Genomic DNA, 18,127 nt, shown 5'->3' on the forward strand with positions numbered 1-18,127 from the left:
CTCATGGATCTCATCTCTGCACTTCAGACCTCGTTTGCCCAATTGATCGGTCCTTCAGCGGTTTTCTATGCGCTGCTGGCGATCGGGCTGAACCTGCACTTCGGCTACGCCGGGTTGCTCAACTTCGGTCAGATCGGCTTCGCCCTGCTCGGCGCCTACGGCGTCGGCATCATGGCCGACAACTACGACCAGCCGCTGTGGGTGGGTGCGATCGTCGGCATCGTCGCCGCCGCGATCTTGGCCCTTGTGCTCGGTTTGCCCACGCTTCGATTACGGGCCGACTATCTGGCCATCGTGACGATCGCGGCGTCGGAGATCTTGCGACTGGTCTTCCGGTCCACCGCCTCCGACGACCTGACGCACTCGACCAACGGCATCTTCGGATACGCGGACGGGTTCTTCGACTACAGCCCGTTCGACAACGGCAAGCAGTACTCGTTCTTCGGCGTCAAGTTCCAGGGCACCGACCTCTGGGCGATGGTGGTCGGCTGGGCGATCGTGCTGTTGCTCTGTCTCCTGGTGTGGCTGCTCGTGCGCAGTCCCTGGGGTCGCGTCCTCAAGGCTGTTCGTGAGGACGAGGACGCCGCCCGGTCGCTGGGTAAGAATGCCTACTTCTACAAGATGCAGGCCCTGGTGCTCGGTGGTTGCATCGGTGGCGTGGCGGGTGTGTACAACGCGCTGCAGACCCAGTCGATCAACCCCGACTTCTACTCCACGGCGCAGACCTTCTTCGCCTACGGAGCTTTGATTCTCGGCGGCGCCGCCACGGTATTCGGGCCGGTTGTCGGCGCGATGCTGTTCTGGTTCCTGCTGGCCATCCCCGACGCCTTGCTGCGTCAGGTCACGTCCGGCCCCGACCCCTGGTTCGAGATGACGCAGCAGCAGGTCGGCGCCACCCGTTACGTCTTGTTGGGATTGGCGATAGCCCTGATGATGGTCTTCAGACCGCAAGGAATCCTCGGTAACAAGCGAGAGGTCCAGCTCGATGCCTGACGGACGTCACACACAGCCCCCCGGTCCCGACGGTCCCGGATCGGCCTCCGAACCCGGCATCGGGGTGGATGCCTCGACCCTGGTGACCGAGGCTGCCCCGGCCACTCTTGCCGAGTTGAAGGCGTTCAGCGCGGCCGAGCGTGCCGAACTCTTCGCTGGTGTCACCGCCGAACCAGGTTCGGCCAAACCCGACCCGATCATCTCGGTGGACAACATCACCCGGACATTCGGTGGCCTCAAAGCCGTCGATGTGAAGCACCTGGAGATCCAACGCGGATGCATCACAGGTCTGATCGGTCCCAACGGGGCGGGCAAGACCACGTTCTTCAACTTGATCACCGGGTTCGACAAGCCCGACACGGGTAGCTGGTCGCTCAACGGCAAGCACATGGGAAGGGTTGTGCCGCACCGGGTTGCCCGCAACGGCATGGTGCGTACCTTCCAGCTCACCAAGGCGCTGTCCAAATTGTCGGTACTCGACAATGTGCGGCTCGGTGCTCGTCACCAGAGCGGCGAGCACATGCTGCAGGCGTTGGCGCCGTGGACGTGGCGCAAGCAGGAGGCCGAAACCACCGAGCGTGCATACGAATTACTCAAGCGGTTCAAGCTCGATGCCAAGGCCGACGACTACGCGGGCTCGCTGTCGGGTGGTCAGCGCAAGTTGCTGGAGATGGCACGCGCGTTGATGACCAATCCCGAGGTCGTCATGCTCGACGAGCCGATGGCCGGGGTGAACCCGGCGTTGACCCAGAGCCTGCTCGAACACATCAAGGCGTTGCGCGATGAGGGTATGACCGTGGTGTTCGTCGAACACGACATGGACGTCATCCGCGACATCAGTGACTGGGTGGTGGTGATGGCACAGGGCAAGGTGATCGCCGAGTCACTCCCCGGCCGCCTCGGCGACAACCCGGCGGTGGTCGATGCGTATCTGGGCGGCCACCACGATCAAGCGCTCGAGTTCGACGAGGACGGTAACCCGGTCGGCGAAACCGCCGTGCTGGCAGAGCAGGTCGAGGCCGCGATCGAAGAAACCCTCCAAGCCGGCGGAGACCTGTCGCAGCCCGACCCCATCACTCCGTCCACCTCGCACGGAAAAAAGGACAAACCATGAGTGGACCGGACCTCTCGAAATCGCCCACCTCATCGGGCGCAACCGCGGCGCCAGGCGGGCTCAGCCACGCTGAATTGGCCGCCACGCCTGAGGAACACCGCAAGCTGGCCGCCAACGCACTGCTGCGCGCCGATGACATCACCGCCGGCTATCTACCGGGTATCAACATCCTCGAGGAGTGCAACTTCTACCTCGACGACGGTGAGATCGTCGGGATCATCGGGCCCAACGGCGCCGGTAAATCGACGTTGCTCAAGACCCTGTTCGGGCTGATCCCGGTGCGGGTCGGAGCGGTGACGCTCCGCGGAGACAACATCACCTCGGCCAAGGCGCACGTGCTGGTCACCAAGGGTGTGGGTTACGTCCCGCAGACCCAGAACGTCTTCCCTGCCCTCACCATCGAAGAGAACCTCGAGATGGGAATCTATCTGCGTCCCAAGAAGTTCAACGAGCGCTTCGCCTTCGTGTCCGAACTGTTCCCCTTGCTCTCCGAACGCCGCAAGGTGAAGGCCGGAGCGCTGTCCGGTGGCGAACGTCAGATGGTGGCCATGGGCCGGGCTCTGATGATGGAACCTTCGGTACTGCTGCTCGACGAGCCGTCGGCCGGATTGTCCCCGATGTTCCAGGACGAGGTGTTCATCCGGATCAAGAAGATCAACGCCACCGGCGTCTCGGTGATCCTCGTGGAGCAGAACGCCCGACGTTGCCTGCAGATCTGCGATCGTGGCTACGTGCTCGATCAGGGACGCAACGCCTATACCGACACCGGCACCAACCTCGCGAACGATCCGAAGATCATCGAGCTGTATCTCGGGACGCTGGCAGGAAGCGCCGAAAAGAAGTAGCTCGACTCAGAGGCTTCACGCAACGATCCGCTCCGGTTGACCGGGGCGGATCGTTCTGGTTTCGGCGAAATACGTTGTCTGCGTGGCGTGCGGACCGGGTCTCATCAATCAGCGCAAGCAGAAAGGCCCGGGTCTCGCGACCCGGGCCTTTCTCAGTGTTGTGCATTCACCTCTGCGAGGTGATCAGTTGCCCTTGACGACCTTGTAGTCGGCGACAGGGGTGATCAACTTGTTGCTGCCATCGAACTCGAGTACACCGTACGAACCAACCGACGGCTCACCGGCGGTGACGAAGGCCAATTCGCCTGTGACACCGTCGTAGTCGAGGTCGGTACCGGCCTTGGCCAGCGGGAGGCATTCCTGGAACGTCTTGCACTTGGTGCCACCCTCGGTCACGGCGTTGATGTTCGCTGCGATCGAACGGCCGTTGGTCGACTTCGCCACTTCGGCGGCGAGCGCGGAGATGACCACCGCGTCGTAACTCTCACCGGCGTAGTTGAAGTCGATCAGTGCCGGGTCGGCGGACTTCAGACGGGCCTCGAACTGCGGGCCGACGTTGGTCAGCGGCGTGGTGCCCTTCATCCCCTCGAGGATGCCTGGACCGACCGACTCACCCAGGGCGTTGCCCATGTTGCCGTCGACACCGAAGACGAGCTTGTCCTTCGGTCCGATCTTCACCTCGTTCATGCGGGTGATGATCTTGGCGCTCTCCTCGAATCCGATGACGGCGATGCCGTCAGGATTGAAGTTCTTGACCTGGTCGACCTCGGCGTTGAACGACTGCGCGTTGGGGTCGTAGATGATCGTCTTGATCTGGTCGGCCGGGATGCCCGCGGCCTCGAGATCGGAGACGGTGTTCTTGGCCAGACCGGTGCCGTACGGGTCGTTCATCGCCAGGATGGCGACACGCTGCACGCCGCCCTCGGCCATGACCTGTGCAAGCGCCTGGGCCTGCAGGGTGTCGGCAGGAGCGGTACGGAAGTACTGACCCTTGTCTGCGTAGCAGGTGAACTCATCGGATGTGTTGGCCGGCGAGAACATTACTGCCCCGGCGTTGCTGATCTTGTCGATGACCTTCAGCGACACCGACGAGGATGCAGCGCCGACGATCACCTGGGTGCCGGCTGCGAGCTCGCGGTCCACGGTGGCGTTGGCGGTGTCGGTCGTGGTGTCTCCGGAGTCACCGTCAATTTGCTGAACCGGCTGGTCGAGTACGCCGCCTGCCGTATTCACGTCCTGCACGGCGAGCTTGACGCCTGCGAACTCAGGCGGTCCGAGGAACGCCAGGCTTCCCGTGGCGGGAAGCAGCGTGCCGATCTTCAGGGGGGCCGTGCTGACCGGTCCTGGCGTCGCCTTGTCGGCGTTCTCACCACAGTCGGTGTTGGTTGTTGCCTCCGTGGACGAAGACGCGGATGCACCGGTCGCGCCTCCGGTCGTCGCCGTGTCGTCAGAATCGTCTGAACTACAGCCGGCAATTGCCATGACGGAAACCGCCGCGGCAATCGTTCCCCTCAAGAGATATCTGTGGGACATCAACATTCTCCTCGCGGTAAACCACCGAGCGCGGCGCGTCTTCTACGACGCATACGACCGCCACTCGCTTGGGTAAAGCTAGCGCCATCGTGTTGCCCGCGAGTAACGTTCGTGAAACTGGAGAGCACCTGCAGCCTGGCCGTGACCGATTTGAAACACGGTTGTCCGGCCGGCGCTTCGGCGCGTCTGCACCGGCGGGGCACCGAACCGTCTCGGCCGCGACGGAAACGCCTGACAGAGCGCTTATTTGGCCTTGTTGCCGAGGGTTTCGATGACCACTTCGGCCACTGCTTTCATCGTGGTGCGGCGATCCATGGCCGCACGCTGAATCCACTTGAATGCATCAGGCTCGCTGAACGAATGCGACTCCATCAAGATGCCCTTTGCGCGTTCCACCAATTTGCGAATCTCAAGACGTTCGGTGAGGTCGGCGACATCGCGTTCGAGGACGTTGAGTTCGGTGTACCGGCTCACCGCGACCTCGATAGTCGGCACCAGGTCGGCTTTGGTGAAGGGTTTTACCAGATACGCCATCGCGCCGGCGTCCCGGGCTTTTTCCACGAAATCTCGCTGACTGAAGGCGGTCAGCATGACGACGGCCGCCAGCCGTTTGCTGGCGATCTCCGCTGCCGCGTCGATACCGTCGCGGACGGGCATCTTCACGTCCATGATGACGAGGTCGGGCCGCAACTCCTCGGTGAGCTCTACGGCCACCTGACCGTTGGGAGCCTCCCCCACCACGTCGTAGCCCTCTTCGCGCAACATCTCGATGAGGTCCATCCGGATCAAGGAATCGTCTTCGGCGACCAGGACACGGCGGACCGTTGCTGCCGGCTCCTTGGCCTGAGCTGCACTTGCGTCCGTCGTTGCCATCGGTCCCACCTCCACATTGAAATCGCCGTCCCGTGCGCAGTCGAGCGCCGTGATGTGGTGCAACAGTACCGGTTGGATCGGCGCCCGGCCCGTCATCTAAAGTGTGGTCTGCGACGCGCCCCCGTAGCCCAATTGGCAGAGGCAACGGATTCAAAACCCGTCCAGTGTCAGTTCGAGTCTGACCGGGGGCACCACGCAGCCGCTGAAAGCTTTGCGCAGGACTTGCTAGTAGACCCCGGTATGAAGTGGGTATCCAGAAGATTTGACGAGAGCCCGTTTCGGGCGGCCAAATCACCCACAGTTCGCAGCGCGACGCATCGACACACGCAACAGCAACTTCGAGCACTAGTACGCAGCTGCGCAGGCAATATCTCACCCCGTAGGCACCGCGGACGCCAGCTACCTTTCGAGAGTCCTAGCTTCGTAGGTATCCGGAGCAATGCCGCCCTCGGCCGTGACAGGCTGATGGGAATGGATCGTCCACCAGACGCAACAAAGGCACGGGTGGTTGCCGATGCGTGCGCAGCACTGAGCAACGACGACCCGTCCCGCGCAAGCGCGACCCTGCGCGCCGGGTCCCCGTTCGTACCGACGACGAAGGTGGCGCGGAGATACACCGAGCGCAAAAGTTTGCGGGTGTTCTATCGAGATGGATTCATCGACCGGTACAGCGGCGCCCAGCTCGTCCACCCCGGGCGCGCTACGGTCGCTGTCCATCTTGCTACCCAATGACTTTCCAGCTCATCCAAATTGGGACATGAGCAAAAGTTACTTCGATTCTGCGAGGTGTTCCCGCCTATCACCACCTTGTGCCTGTCGCCCGCAGCGGTATCGACGACGACTCGAACTGGGTCACCACCTCGAAGCTCCGCAACTCGGCCAAAGCCCAGTGGGCGTTTGAGCAGCTAGGCGGCCATTGCTCGCCGCCGGCACATCGCTGTATGGGATGGGCTGGCGAACTGGTACGTCAACTCTCTTGTTGACCGACCACAGCTCCGCCAGGAGCACCCGTACTTACGACGGTGGTTCACTGCGACAGTCGCAGTGCAGTCAGAGTTGCGTTGATCCGACTGCACGTTCACGGATTTCAGAACCTCACCAGCCTTGGCGGTGCACCTACACAATGCACTGAGTTGCTACTTGCAGGAATACCCACGTCTCCACACGGGACATCGCTAGTGGAAGTTGCGGACCGATGACCGCGGACGCTTAGTCGGCGGTCACGTCGTTCACCGGGGAGCGAGCAAGCCATGCGCCATGTGGACAATGCCCTGCGGCACATCGAGATTGCACAGATCACCAGAGATGGAGCTGGGCATAGCAATGGGAAACAATCCCCCGGACTGCGGAACCCGCTGCGCCGGTACCGTCCGTTACATCGCCGGGATTGCCCCCCCCTTTTTGCTGACTGCACGAGCCCAATCCACCGATTCAGGCCCTCAACGTCACCCAACTTCCCTTCGTCAGCCGCCTCGACACCACCGCAACTGCCAGGCTGCAACGCTTCCCTGCCTTGACTAGGTCTTGCTCAACGCTTCGCGTCGACCGCGCGATTGAGCGTTCACGGAGAGGATCGGCATCCAACATGGCATTAGCCCACGCGCATTCCTCCCAAGTACCTCGAACGAATGAACCCGAGTGATTCATGCGTACTGCCAGTCGATTTCGGTACGATCTGTACCGGCACCCCGGGATCCAGACGCACGGAGCAATCCCGCCCTACTTTGCAAAGTAAGCCGCAGGACGAATTCGGAGGATCCATGGAGATCGACGGCGTTGACGTTCTGTTGCTCTGCGCTGTCCAGGTCGAATGGGAGTGCCTGAAGTCGTTGTTAGTCGACGCGACCCCAGATGCACGCCACAGCGATCCGGCGATTCGAGGACGAATTGAGGTCGACGGACGCAGCCTAAGTTCAGCACTCGTTGAGGTCGGCATGGGGCTGACCATTTCGGCCATGGCCACCCTCAAGGCTGTCGAAACCTATCAGCCCGCCCTCGTAGTCTTCGTCGGAATCGCCGGTGGAATTAAGGATGTAAGGATAGGAGACGTCGTAGTCGTTGACAAAGTCTACCCGTATGAGATTGGAAAGGTCGCAGACGGACAGTTTCAAGCGAGACCCGACACTCGCACCATACCGTCGAAACTCCTAAGCATCGCTCGAAAGCTCCGGGCGAACTTCTCCCCCAGTGAATATCGCCTTTTCATTGGGGCACTCGCAAGCGGCGACAAGGTAGTAGCCGACATTAATTCCATTGAACTTGAGCGGATTCGCGCTCTCGGGGGCGATTCACTCGCCGTCGAGATGGAAGGGGCAGCGGTTCTCAGTGCCATCGACCGCGCCGATGTTACAGCCGATCACTTCGTAGTCCGCGGCATCTCCGACCTCATTTCCAACAAGTCCGAGACCGATGCCGAAGGCGGGCAGGAACGTGCCATCGAGCATGCTCGCGAGACCACGGTTCGACTCATCGAGGCTTGGAATGCCGTCGCGCAAGCCGGGGTACCCGTCGAGGATCTGACGTCGGATCTCCTGGCTGCTGGACTTCCGCTGCCTTCTCCCACCGAGTGCTATATCTTGATCGCGGTCCCAGCTTCGGCCCACGCAGAAGCAGTGGTCGCCAGTGGGCTGCCGATCTCGCTGGTCATCGATCTCAATCCCAGGTCCGACGAGGGAGGGCTTCTCGCGAGAACACGTTCTGACCTTGAGACTCGTAGGGCCGTTCACCTGGGTTCCCCGGAAAACCCGCCCCCGTTCGGTACAAGCTCGTCTGCTTGGGTGAGTGTGCAAGGTCTAGACCACCCGATAACAGATCTCCATAAGTGGACTCGCAACGTCCGTCGAACATGGCGAACGTGCCTTGCCACATTCGCCTCCGCTATCGGCGGACGCCGTATCACGATTCTCGTAACGGACGACAATGACGGCACGTGGGACGGGTGGTGCGGTGCGCTGGTGGACGACCTGCTGACGGAGTTCGGGGAACGCGCATACGTCGGGATGCTCGGAACCGGCCGGTCTGTCGAATCGGACTTCCGACTCGCACTGCGCCCAGCCGAATTGGCAACAGCTCTATCCGCGATCATCCCTCTCGACCGGGCGTCGACCGCTCGCATGCTCCCCGGCGCCGGCGGGCTTGTTGAAATATCTGCGGTCGACGCAAGCTGGATCGAGGAGGACATAGCCATTTACTGGACCGCCGAGCCAGGCGGTACCGGTGCGGAAGCCGGGACTCTCGACTTCCTCAGAGGGGGCGAAATCACGCTCGCAGCGCTTGGCGCTAATGCGGACGTGAGCCGCGCCCAGGCGGCGTCGATCCAGAAACAGCTACTCGGCATGCTCGGTGGCCGCCGGACATTACGCCTCAACCTGTTTCATGCGCCGGGCGCAGGCGGATCGACGCTTGCACGAAGGATAGGATTCAACATCCGTACCCAGTTCCCAGTCGTATTCCTGCGCCGATTCAGAGAAGCGGAAACGATCCGGCGAATCGAGTCGTTGAGTCGTCAAACTAAACACGCCGTCTTGGTCGTAGCCGAAGCCCCAGACGTTCGCGATGACCAAATCGCCGCGTTTATGAACGAGCTCCACTCGGTCTCGCTGCCCGCAGTCGTACTAGCCGTATCCCGCGCCTACAGCCCACCCTCAGCAGCGTCCTCCTCACCCTATATCGCAGAGGTTCTCAGTGATACCGAGGCGCAGGATTTCGTAGACAAGTACAGCGCAAAGAATTTCGCTGCACTAAAGACCTTACAAACAATCGCCGGCTACAACGACCATCGGCGAAATGCGTTCTACTTCGGTCTCGCGGCTTTCGAAGAGAACTTCCAGGGAATCGAACCCTTCGTCCGAGGTCGATTGGCAGGCGTAGAGGGTGCACAGCGCGAAGTCATGCTGGTATGCAGCATCGCCTACTATTTCGGACAATCCCCGGTTCCTGAATACGCGCTCGCCCGCATCGTCGGGCTTCCGCCATCCCGTTCGGGTGGCTTCGCGCGCATTCTTGCCCCTGAACTGCGCGGGCTGCTCTGGCGGTCAGAAGAAGGTCAGTGGCGGACGACCCATCCGCTCGTGGCAGAAGAGATCCTCCGCCAGCTAGGCGGCGGTCACAATCTCTGGACGCAGGCGTTGTCGGGGTGGGGTCGTGTCTTCGCGGACTTCTGTCTCGACGGAGATGATGATGACGCAATGCATCAGCTCATCGCAAGCGTCTTTACTGAGCGTGACGACGACGCCGCACAACCCGGGGTGAACCGGGAGAGTTTCGCCCGCCTTATCGAGAAAATTCCGTCGAGAGATGGAGCTTCCGAGCTATTGAAGTACCTCGCGGATCGTCAACCAGACAATCCGCACGTGTGGGCACACACGGCCCGTTACTACGCCTTTCGCATGGCACATTTCCAGACAGCAGAGACATACGCGAAACGTGCGAGTGCTCTCTCTCCAGATAGCTCCACGTTGCACCACATCCTGGGCATGGTTTACCGGTCACGAGTTTACGACGGCCTCGGGAGGAATGTGTCGCTAGATGAGCTGTCGCCGTGGGTCGATGACGCCTCAAGGGAGTTCGAAATTTCCCGAGACCTGGCAGCGAGCACTAAAGATCACGGCTTCGTTAGCGAGATCCAAATGAGAGTCAAGATAGTCGAGCACGCGATACGAGAGAGTTCTCTATCTAGCTATCTCAGGAACGCTCCGCACCAGCTCGTCGTTTCAAGCGTGGAAAAAGCCGAAGACCTAATGTCGACGCTGCGCTATCGAGGCGACCCGAGAAAGCCGAGCGGCTTCGAGCAGACGGAGCGCGCCAAGCTTAAACGCATGTATGGCGACTTCTCAAAATCACTCCAACTCTTAGACTCTCTGCTTCAGAAGGGAACCGTCCCACTAGCGATCGTCCGTCGCCAACTGGTTTGGACCTACCTCGCACGTGTAGACCGAAATTGGCGAGCACTGCCTGCCAAGGACGTTAACCGTGTGGTCGCACTACTCGATGAGAATCTCACAGTAGACGGTTACACCTCATCCGATGCGTTAGCGTGGTGGCGCGCGGTCCGACTGAAAAACCCAGCCGTGTCCCACGAGCGAGTTAAGGAAGTCCTCGCGTACTGGCGGGAGTCGAACCCTTGCCTGGATGCCGAGTACTGCTCGTTCGTCGCCTACTCGCTCGATGTGCTCGCTGGACTACCCACCTCAGTTGCGAACGCCGCTAAGCACGCCCGCAGGAGTGCGGAGTTGGCGAGGAGCGAAGGCACTCGAACACGGTCAGTCGACTGGTACGGCGATGGGATGGGCATGGCGTCGCTTGTGCACCATTCTGAGCTAGGCCAATGGGACCCAGCTCTCGATTTCTGGGCAGACACGTCGCGGCTCCGAATTGTCGAGGCGCGCATTAAGAAGATACGCGGGCCTCAGGCAGGTACTGCGGAGGTTTCCGGGGTGGATGCCTTTTTCGTTCCCCAGCGCGCCGGAGTTGTCCGCGGCCGTCACGAGAACGAACGCATACGAGGCTACCTAGCCTTTACACACGACGGACTGCGGATTTGGGAGCCGACCCTAGTCGAATAGGAACGGAGGATCGATCGGGTGTGCAGAGGGTATGCAGGCACCGTGAACACAGTCACATACGACCACCACCAGTAAACACTAATACCGCTCCCCACTTAATAATTCACAACCGCCAACAACACCACCAGCTAGCAACCTTCCGCTCCCGCAAGTTCAAAACCCGTCCAGTGTCAGTTCGAGTCTGGCCGGGGGCACCACGCAGCAAGGTACTTGTCGAAGATTGCTACCCGCGCTCCCATGGAGCTTCGTACGCTCAGGTCTAAGCAAGCGACTGGAACGTGCCGGCGGATGTCAGCAGTCTCGGCCGAGCCGAGAACCTCCCCGACTCCGGCCGTGCCACCGGCCGAGCCGTCACCGATGCGGGTAGTGTCCATGCATCATGGACGGAGTCGATGTCATCGTGTCGCACTGGGCGATTGCCCGCCCGGAACTCGATGTTTCGGCGCTGAAGGTTTTCGGTCGACTCCACCGGAGCTTCCTCATCTACAAGAGCGAGATCTCCGAGACCTTCGACAAACACCACATCACCGACTCCGGTTTCGATGTACTGGCGTGCCTGAGGCGTTCGGTGCCACATCACCGATTGACCGCGGGTCAACTCGCAGAACAGACGCTGGTCACCACGGGCGGGTTGTCGCTTCGGGTCAAACGGCTCGAGGATGCCGGCTTGGTCACTCGTTCCAAAGACGCCGGCGACGCCCGGGTCGTGTACGTCGAACTCACACCGGCGGGAGCCGCCCTCGTCGACAGGGTTGCCGAGGAACACTTCGCCAAACTCCATTCCATGCTTGGTCAGCTCACCGAGGACGAAGCCTCCACGTTGGCCTCACTCCTGACCAAACTCGAGACCTCGGCCCGCTCGGTGGCGCACGACGACAGCGCGGATTCTGGTTTTCCCGGCTGATTCAAGCCCCGTCTGACGAACTTTCTCAAACTTTTTTCGCGACCAAGTGATCGCCACCACACCCCGTGTGACCTGCGTCTCGCTGATTTCGGGCGTGTAAATCTGCCGCTACAAAGCCCTACGCTGGGCGTTCTGGCGTTGACCTCTTAGCGCTAAGGGATTACAACTATCTTAGCGCAAAGATAGTTGCGCATACGGCGCACACGCGCCGGACGTCTAACCCGTCGGAACGGACACCGCATGACACTCGCAGTGAGCGCCCCGCGCAACCCGGCACCTGCCGCCCACGATCCCGCACCTGATCTCATCGACCGGATCTACGTCGCCGGTAAGTGGGAGCGCGGACAAGGCGAACTGATCCAGTCGGTAGACCCGGCGACCGGCAGGGTGTTCGCAACCCTGCACGCAGCAACCACCGATACCGTTGATGTCGCAGTCCGCGAGGGTCTTTCAGCAGCGCGCACGAGCGGTTGGTCGACCATGCTCCCGCACGAGCGGGCGGCCGTCTTGCACCGGATCGGCAACGCAATCGACGACGCCCGCGAACGGATCGCTGCGTTGCAGACGCTCGACACCGGCAAGACATTGACCGAGACGCGAGCACTTGCAACCAGTGCTGCCAACACTTTTCGATATATGGCCGCGGCGCTGGAAACCATGGACGGCGCGCTGACGACGCCCCGTGGGCCGTGGCTGACGATGTCGATCCATCGGCCGATGGGCGTGGTCGGAGCGATCACGCCATGGAACTCACCGATTGCCTCAGACGCGCAGAAGTTTGCGCCCGCTCTGGCCGCCGGTAACGCCGTCATCAGCAAGCCGCCGGTGTGGGCACCCTGGGTGACGCTGCTCCTGGCGCGCCTGTGCGAGGAAGCCGGACTACCTCCCGGCGTGCTGTCGGTGCTTCCGGGCCCCGGACGGACCGTCGGCGAAGCGCTGGTGCGCCACCCGGACGTGGCGAAAGTGAGCTTCACGGGTGGAACTTCGACGGGACGGCACCTGGCCCACATCGCCGCCGACAAGCTCATGCCCATCACCCTCGAACTCGGCGGCAAATCACCCACCATCGTCTTCGAGGACGCCGACACCGAACGGGCGATCCAGGGAGTGCTGTTCGGCATCTTCTCCTCCAGCGGCCAGAGTTGCATTGCCGGATCCCGAGTCTTCGTGCAGCGCAGCATTTTCGATTCTTTCACAGACAAACTCGTCGAACGGGCGGCACAGTTGCGCCTCGGCCCCGGAACGGATCCGAACACCGCCGTTGCACCGATGATCTCGGCGCAGCACCGCGACTCGGTCGCGTCGATGGTCGATGCTGCCGTCGCGGCCGGCGCCCGTGTACGTCTGGGCGGTGCGCCGCCCCAAGACGATCGGCTTGAGCACGGCTGCTACTACCCACCCACCATCCTCACCGACGTCACCAACGCGGACGCCATCTGCCAGGAGGAAGTCTTCGGCCCCGTGGCCGCGATCATGCCGTTCGACGACGAGGCCGACGTCACCACCCAAGCCAACGACACCGTTTACGGGCTCGCCTGCGGTATCTGGACCGAGAACTACCGCCGTGCGTTGCGGATCGGTGACGCGATCAACGCCGGCACGGTCTGGGTGAACACCTACAAACAGTTCTCCATCTCCACCCCGTTCACCGGACTTCGTGACAGCGGACTGGGCGTCGAGAAGGGACGCGACGCCATTCGCCACTACTCCGATCAGAAAAGCATCTATCTGGACCTCACCGACGCTCCCCTCGCTTGGGGCGCTCCGATTGAAAGGGCTCGTTCATGACCACCTCAACCCAGACCGGCACCGGTTCGGCGCACCCGTACAGTCCGGCTTTCGCCGTCGCCGGTTTCGGATTCGTCTCGGGCGCACTGTCCGTCGACGAGAACGGGCGCGCGGTTGCCGGCGTGGAGCCCGCACTCGACGCCGCCGTCGCCAGACTGTCCGAACGACTCGCAACCATCGACATGACGCTCGACGACGTGGTCAAGACCACCTACTTCGTGACAGACGTGTCTCTGCGGGATGCCGCAAATCTCCACTACGAGAACATCTTCGATGCGCCGCGCCCGGCCCGGTCATTCGTCGAGGTCGCTGCGTTGCCCTACGGCGCCACGGTCGAGATCGAAGCCATCGCACACCGCTCCTGAGCCCTACCGAAACCCCTTGTCTACACCCACCGAAAGGACACATCATGTCTGCCCCTGAAAAGACCATCTCCGATCTCGACCAGCAGATCGACTCCTGCATTGCGAGCCGCGACACCCGATACGAAGACTGGGACACCCTCGGGTTCCAGGCAGCCAAGGGCGGGGATCGCTTCAAGCGTGCCCAGATTCGATACATCGGTTCTGGCGCGACCGGCAATCACGACGGCGACAATCGCACGCTGCCGTCCGAACATTTCACGTTCTCCAACATGCGCCTGCCCGCCGGGGCAGTTGGCCCTGAACACACCCACCACGATGTCGAAGAGGTCTTCTTTGTCCTCGAGGGTGAGCTCGAGGTCGCGGTGCATGACGTCGAAGACGGCACCAAGAAGGCCGTGCGACGGCTGGGCTACCGGGACCTGATCCGGGTCCCCGCCGGTGTGCCCCGCAGCCTTGCCAATGTCGGCGACACGGACGCGTTGTTCTGCGTGATCATCGGCGCTCCCAAGCCGCAGTTGCCCACCTATCCCCCGAGCTCGGAGATGTTCGGCGTCACCCGCTGACACCGAGTAGCCACACCGACCACCCCACCGACCAACGACACCGAGAGGAACGGCGATGCACGAACCGACGTCGCGAGTGCTACGCGTACACCAGAAGACCTGGGAAGCCGACGGGGTCACCAGCATCACGCTCGTCGACCCGGCTGGTGCATCGCTGCCCTCTTGGGAACCGGGTGCACACATCGCCCTGCATCTGCCCGGCGGTCTCGTTCGCGAGTATTCCCTGTGCTCTGATCCCGCAGACACAACGCTGTGGACAGTCGCCGTCCTGCGCGCCGAACAGTCAAGGGGCGGAAGCACTCTCGTTCATGATCAGCTGTCCGTAGGTGCATTGATCGAGGTCGACGGCCCCCGCAACGCTTTCGAGCTCGACCCCGATGCGCAAGAACACCTGCTGGTGGCAGGAGGCGTCGGCATCACCCCGATCGTTGCAATGATGCGCAGGCTGAACAACGACGGCAGTGCGTGGAAAATGCTCTACGCGGGCCGCTCCAGGACCTCCATGGCTTTTGTCGACGAGGTGGCGGGTCACGTGGGGCAGTCGATCGTTCATGCGGACGACGAGAACGGCGGCCTTGCGGACCTGGCGTCGTTTGTCGGGTCAGCCGGACCCGGCGCGGTGGTCTACTGCTGCGGGCCGGCAGCGCTGCTCGACGCAGTCGCAGCGGTCACGCCGACCGGTGTCACGCTGCGGACCGAGCGATTCTCCGCGCCGCCTGCCGCCGCTCCCGCTGTCGACGAATCTGCATTCGACGTTGTCCTCGAACGCAGCGGGACCCGGCTACAGGTGGGTCCCGATGTGTCCGTCCTCGATGCACTGATCGACGCAGGCGTCGATGTTCCGAGTTCCTGCACCGAAGGAATCTGCGGCACGTGCGAGGTGGGCGTTGTCAAGGGCGACGTCGACCACCGCGACTTCCTGCTCAGCGAGTCCGAACACGCCGCGAACACGACCATGTTCCCTTGCGTATCCCGCTGCCGCTCTGCCGAACTCGTACTCGACCTCTGACAGGAGTGCTCATGCTCTACTCCCAACTCCCGGTAATCACCGACACGCCGGTGTGCACGTTGCGCAGTCTGCGTTCCGTCGCGCTCAGCGTTCCCGACCCCGCTGCCTCTCGCGATTTCTATCACGAGGTGTGGGGCCTGTCGACAGTGGACGAGGACGGCGACCGGTTCTGGCTACGAGCCACCGGCACAGACCATCACGTCCTCGACCTGCGACGAGGTGATTCGAATGCGCTCGGCCACATCAGCTTTGCCGTCGGCACGCCACGCGAGGTCGACGACGCCGCTCGAGCGCTCGACCGAATCGGGGTGCCGATGCTGCGCACACCGGGGCTGCTCGACGACGCGGGCGGTGGCTACGGCCTGCAATTGGTCGATCCGGAGGGACGTGTGGTGGAACTATCTGCCGACACGTTCGCCGTCTCCGCTCAGGAACCAGCCGGCCGAAGGGCCGTCCCCCGCAAGATCGCGCACGTCGTCCTCAACACCACCGACATCGAGCGCACCGCGGCCTTCTACACCCAGGTGCTGGGGATGCGCATCTCGGACTGGTCGGAACGCCAGATGACGTTCCTGCGATGCAACTCCGACCATCACGTCATCGCCCTCAATCAGGCACCGTGGGCTTCGCTCAACCACATCGCCTACGAGATGCCTACCATCGACCACTTCATGAGAGGCATCGGAAGCTTGCACTCTCATGGCATTTCGCCACAGTGGGGGCCAGGCAGGCACGGCCCCGGTGACAACACGTTCTCGTACTTCACCGACCCTGCCGGCCTCGTGTGCGAGTACACCTCAGAGGTTGCGCAGATCGACGAGGATGCCTGGCTCTGCCGCACGTGGCGTCGAACTGCCGAGCTGTCCGACCAGTGGGGAACGGCGGGTCCCCCCACCGCGACCGTCCGTTCAGCGATGGCAGGAATACCGGACCCAGGCGCCCGAGCTCTGGTGACCGCCCGCGACGCCGACTATTTCTACGGCGCCTTGCAGACGGTGGGCACGTCATGACCACCGCATCGGCGGTCCGCGAGCGCCTGCACGCTGTCGAACGCTCCGCAGAACTCCCGCTCGACGCTCCGCGGACCCTGTTGTTGCACGGGATCGGTGGATCGGCCCGATCATGCGAACCCGTCGCCGAAAACTTGGCAGCACAGGGATTCTCATCGTGGTGCCTCGATGCGCCGGGATACGGGGAGTCTGCCGATCCGTCGGTCGGCGAAGACCTGGTGGCGACAGTCATCGAGTTTCTCGAGGCGGTCTCACCAACGCTCCCCGTCGTGCTGCTCGGCACGTCCTGGGGTGGCGTCGTCGCCACTGCGGTGGCCCTTCGTAGGCCGGACCGGGCCGCGGGGCTTGTCCTGATCGACAGCACCCGGGGCTCGGGCACCACGCCGGAGAAGGCCGCCGCGATGTTGAGCCGCATTGACGAATTCGTGGCGGTCGGCGGCGCGACGGTTGCGTTGCAAAGAGCGCCACGGTTGACCGCACCCGGTGCGGATCCCGCAATCGTCACCAAGGTTCACGACTCGATGGCAGCCCTGCGGCTACCCGGGTTCCGGGCGGCAGCCGAGTACATGGCAGCAACCGACCACGGGCCGTACCTGCAGAACATTTCCTGCCCCACACTCATTCTCGTTGGTGAGCACGACGTCGTCACCGGAGTGGACGAGTCACGATTGCTGGCCGAGCGCATCCCAGGCGCACTGCTGCGCATCTTGCCCGACGCCGGTCACGTCGCCATCCAGGAACAGCCGGAAAACGTCGCCGACATGGTCGCAGAGTTCATCAGGACGCTGCCGTGAACGCCGGGACCGTGGTGGTCACCGGCGGCGGACGCGGACTGGGGCGAGCCATTGCCGGACGGCTCTGCGGCGAGGGCCATCACGTGGTGATCGCCGAACGTGATCCCGACACCGCGCATGCCGCAGCCGAAGACCTCGTCGCCGCCGGGGGCCTCGCGACGGCCGTCGTCACCGACATCGGAGATGTCGAGTCCGTCCGCGCCCTGGCCGACGAGCTGGAGCGTCTCGACTCTCACCTGGTTGGCCTGGTGAACAATGCCGCGATCGCCGACGGTGTCGGAGGTGCGACCTTCTTCGAGCTGGCCGACGACGAGTTCGACCGGGTCACCGACGTCAACGTTCGAGGTACCTGGTCGGTGACCAAATACCTGTGGCCGCAACTGCTTGCCGCTCGCGGCGCCGTCGTGAACATCGCCTCTGACGTAGCCATGTACGGCTCGCCGCGTCTGGTGCACTACGTGTCGTCAAAGGCGGCGGTGATCGGCATGACGCGATCCATGGCCCGCGACGCCGGCGAGTACGGAGTACGAGTCAACGCAGTGGCCCCCGGACTGATTCGTATCGAGGCGACGGAAACCGTTCCCGACGAGCGGTACCGGACCTATGCCGACGGTCGCGCGCTCTCACGCGAGCAAACACCCGACGATGTCGCCGGCGTCGTGCGCTTCCTGCTGTCAGACGACGCCGCGTTCGTCACCGGACAAACCATCGTCGTCGACGGCGGATTCATCTTTCGCTGACGCCGGCAACACGAACAAATACGCCACAAGGA

General features: G+C 62.6%; 15 protein-coding genes and 1 tRNA gene. 14 read left to right on the forward strand and 2 right to left on the reverse strand.

From position 1 onward, the window contains the following. The first annotated feature begins 3 nt into the window (after window positions 1-3). Genes WIMU1_RS18275 through WIMU1_RS18285 form a run of 3 tightly spaced genes read left to right on the forward strand, consistent with a single transcriptional unit; the run spans window position 4 to window position 2,952 of the window. Window positions 4-993, forward strand: a complete 990-nt coding sequence (locus tag WIMU1_RS18275; RefSeq protein ID WP_023960754.1) for a branched-chain amino acid ABC transporter permease — start codon at window positions 4-6, stop codon at window positions 991-993. Continuing rightward, the gene (locus tag WIMU1_RS18280) at window positions 986-2,107 is read left to right on the forward strand and encodes an ABC transporter ATP-binding protein (RefSeq protein WP_062799337.1); all 1,122 of its coding nucleotides are present in this window, start codon (window positions 986-988) and stop codon (window positions 2,105-2,107) included. Before WIMU1_RS18275 ends, WIMU1_RS18280 begins: the two co-directional genes overlap by 8 nt. Beyond that, window positions 2,104-2,952, forward strand: a complete 849-nt coding sequence (locus WIMU1_RS18285) for an ABC transporter ATP-binding protein (RefSeq protein WP_023960758.1) — start codon at window positions 2,104-2,106, stop codon at window positions 2,950-2,952. Before WIMU1_RS18280 ends, WIMU1_RS18285 begins: the two co-directional genes overlap by 4 nt. Before the next feature lie 183 nt (window positions 2,953-3,135). Here WIMU1_RS18285 and WIMU1_RS18290 read toward each other — a convergent pair whose 3' ends face one another. Next, window positions 3,136-4,485, reverse strand: a complete 1,350-nt coding sequence (locus tag WIMU1_RS18290) for an ABC transporter substrate-binding protein (RefSeq protein WP_062799798.1) — start codon at window positions 4,483-4,485, stop codon at window positions 3,136-3,138. A 243-nt stretch (window positions 4,486-4,728) separates the two neighbouring features. Next, complete coding sequence (locus WIMU1_RS18295; RefSeq protein WP_030173097.1) at window positions 4,729-5,358, reverse strand: ANTAR domain-containing response regulator; 630 nt, start codon at window positions 5,356-5,358, stop codon at window positions 4,729-4,731. A 117-nt stretch (window positions 5,359-5,475) separates the two neighbouring features. Here WIMU1_RS18295 and WIMU1_RS18300 point away from each other — a divergent pair. The 11 genes from WIMU1_RS18300 to WIMU1_RS18350 all read left to right on the forward strand — a co-directional run bounded on the left by WIMU1_RS18300 (window position 5,476) and on the right by WIMU1_RS18350 (window position 18,095). Beyond that, a tRNA-Leu gene (locus WIMU1_RS18300) sits at window positions 5,476-5,552 on the forward strand. Between the two features lie 277 nt (window positions 5,553-5,829). Beyond that, on the forward strand, window positions 5,830-6,090 hold the full coding sequence (locus WIMU1_RS26715; RefSeq protein WP_245968994.1) for a hypothetical protein: 261 nt from the start codon (window positions 5,830-5,832) through the stop codon (window positions 6,088-6,090). A gap of 1,028 nt (window positions 6,091-7,118) precedes the next feature. Next, on the forward strand, window positions 7,119-10,922 hold the full coding sequence (locus WIMU1_RS18310) for a 5'-methylthioadenosine/S-adenosylhomocysteine nucleosidase (protein ID WP_062799339.1): 3,804 nt from the start codon (window positions 7,119-7,121) through the stop codon (window positions 10,920-10,922). Window positions 10,923-11,301: 379 nt separating this feature from the next. After that, a complete protein-coding gene (locus tag WIMU1_RS18315; protein WP_062799340.1) occupies window positions 11,302-11,826 on the forward strand; it encodes a MarR family winged helix-turn-helix transcriptional regulator in 525 nt (174 codons plus the stop codon). A gap of 240 nt (window positions 11,827-12,066) precedes the next feature. Further along, a complete protein-coding gene (locus WIMU1_RS18320; RefSeq protein WP_062799341.1) occupies window positions 12,067-13,614 on the forward strand; it encodes an aldehyde dehydrogenase in 1,548 nt (515 codons plus the stop codon). Next, entirely contained in the window at window positions 13,611-13,979 is a 369-nt protein-coding gene (locus WIMU1_RS18325) for a RidA family protein (RefSeq protein ID WP_062799343.1), read from the forward strand. The genes WIMU1_RS18320 and WIMU1_RS18325 overlap by 4 nt, the downstream gene beginning before the upstream one ends. 44 nt (window positions 13,980-14,023) lie before the next feature. Next, window positions 14,024-14,542 carry a cupin domain-containing protein gene (locus WIMU1_RS18330; protein ID WP_030173083.1) on the forward strand — a complete coding sequence of 173 codons (519 nt, stop codon included), beginning with the start codon at window positions 14,024-14,026 and terminating at the stop codon, window positions 14,540-14,542. 55 nt (window positions 14,543-14,597) lie between these two features. Next, complete coding sequence (locus WIMU1_RS18335; RefSeq protein WP_062799345.1) at window positions 14,598-15,551, forward strand: PDR/VanB family oxidoreductase; 954 nt, start codon at window positions 14,598-14,600, stop codon at window positions 15,549-15,551. Window positions 15,552-15,562: 11 nt separating this feature from the next. Continuing rightward, window positions 15,563-16,561 carry a VOC family protein gene (locus WIMU1_RS18340; protein ID WP_062799800.1) on the forward strand — a complete coding sequence of 333 codons (999 nt, stop codon included), beginning with the start codon at window positions 15,563-15,565 and terminating at the stop codon, window positions 16,559-16,561. Beyond that, window positions 16,558-17,355 carry an alpha/beta fold hydrolase gene (locus WIMU1_RS18345; RefSeq protein ID WP_062799348.1) on the forward strand — a complete coding sequence of 266 codons (798 nt, stop codon included), beginning with the start codon at window positions 16,558-16,560 and terminating at the stop codon, window positions 17,353-17,355. The genes WIMU1_RS18340 and WIMU1_RS18345 overlap by 4 nt, the downstream gene beginning before the upstream one ends. Beyond that, entirely contained in the window at window positions 17,352-18,095 is a 744-nt protein-coding gene (locus WIMU1_RS18350) for an SDR family oxidoreductase (protein WP_062799350.1), read from the forward strand. Before WIMU1_RS18345 ends, WIMU1_RS18350 begins: the two co-directional genes overlap by 4 nt. The last annotated feature ends 32 nt before the right edge of the window (window positions 18,096-18,127 follow it).

It is taken from the genome of Williamsia muralis NBRC 105860 (genome assembly GCF_001598915.1).
GTDB classification, from domain to species: domain Bacteria; phylum Actinomycetota; class Actinomycetes; order Mycobacteriales; family Mycobacteriaceae; genus Williamsia; species Williamsia muralis.

Coding starts and splice junctions, on each gene's coding strand:
- WIMU1_RS18290 (WP_062799798.1), bottom strand. CDS start 4,485: ATGTCCCACAGATATCTCTTGAGGGGAACGATTGCCGCGGCGGTTTCC.
- WIMU1_RS18335 (WP_062799345.1), top strand. CDS start 14,598: ATGCACGAACCGACGTCGCGAGTGCTACGCGTACACCAGAAGACCTGG.
- WIMU1_RS18280 (WP_062799337.1), top strand. CDS start 986: ATGCCTGACGGACGTCACACACAGCCCCCCGGTCCCGACGGTCCCGGA.
- WIMU1_RS18310 (WP_062799339.1), top strand. CDS start 7,119: ATGGAGATCGACGGCGTTGACGTTCTGTTGCTCTGCGCTGTCCAGGTC.
- WIMU1_RS18295 (WP_030173097.1), bottom strand. CDS start 5,358: ATGGCAACGACGGACGCAAGTGCAGCTCAGGCCAAGGAGCCGGCAGCA.
- WIMU1_RS18320 (WP_062799341.1), top strand. CDS start 12,067: ATGACACTCGCAGTGAGCGCCCCGCGCAACCCGGCACCTGCCGCCCAC.
- WIMU1_RS18345 (WP_062799348.1), top strand. CDS start 16,558: ATGACCACCGCATCGGCGGTCCGCGAGCGCCTGCACGCTGTCGAACGC.
- WIMU1_RS18285 (WP_023960758.1), top strand. CDS start 2,104: ATGAGTGGACCGGACCTCTCGAAATCGCCCACCTCATCGGGCGCAACC.
- WIMU1_RS18325 (WP_062799343.1), top strand. CDS start 13,611: ATGACCACCTCAACCCAGACCGGCACCGGTTCGGCGCACCCGTACAGT.
- WIMU1_RS18315 (WP_062799340.1), top strand. CDS start 11,302: ATGGACGGAGTCGATGTCATCGTGTCGCACTGGGCGATTGCCCGCCCG.
- WIMU1_RS26715 (WP_245968994.1), top strand. CDS start 5,830: ATGGATCGTCCACCAGACGCAACAAAGGCACGGGTGGTTGCCGATGCG.
- WIMU1_RS18275 (WP_023960754.1), top strand. CDS start 4: ATGGATCTCATCTCTGCACTTCAGACCTCGTTTGCCCAATTGATCGGT.
- WIMU1_RS18340 (WP_062799800.1), top strand. CDS start 15,563: ATGCTCTACTCCCAACTCCCGGTAATCACCGACACGCCGGTGTGCACG.
- WIMU1_RS18330 (WP_030173083.1), top strand. CDS start 14,024: ATGTCTGCCCCTGAAAAGACCATCTCCGATCTCGACCAGCAGATCGAC.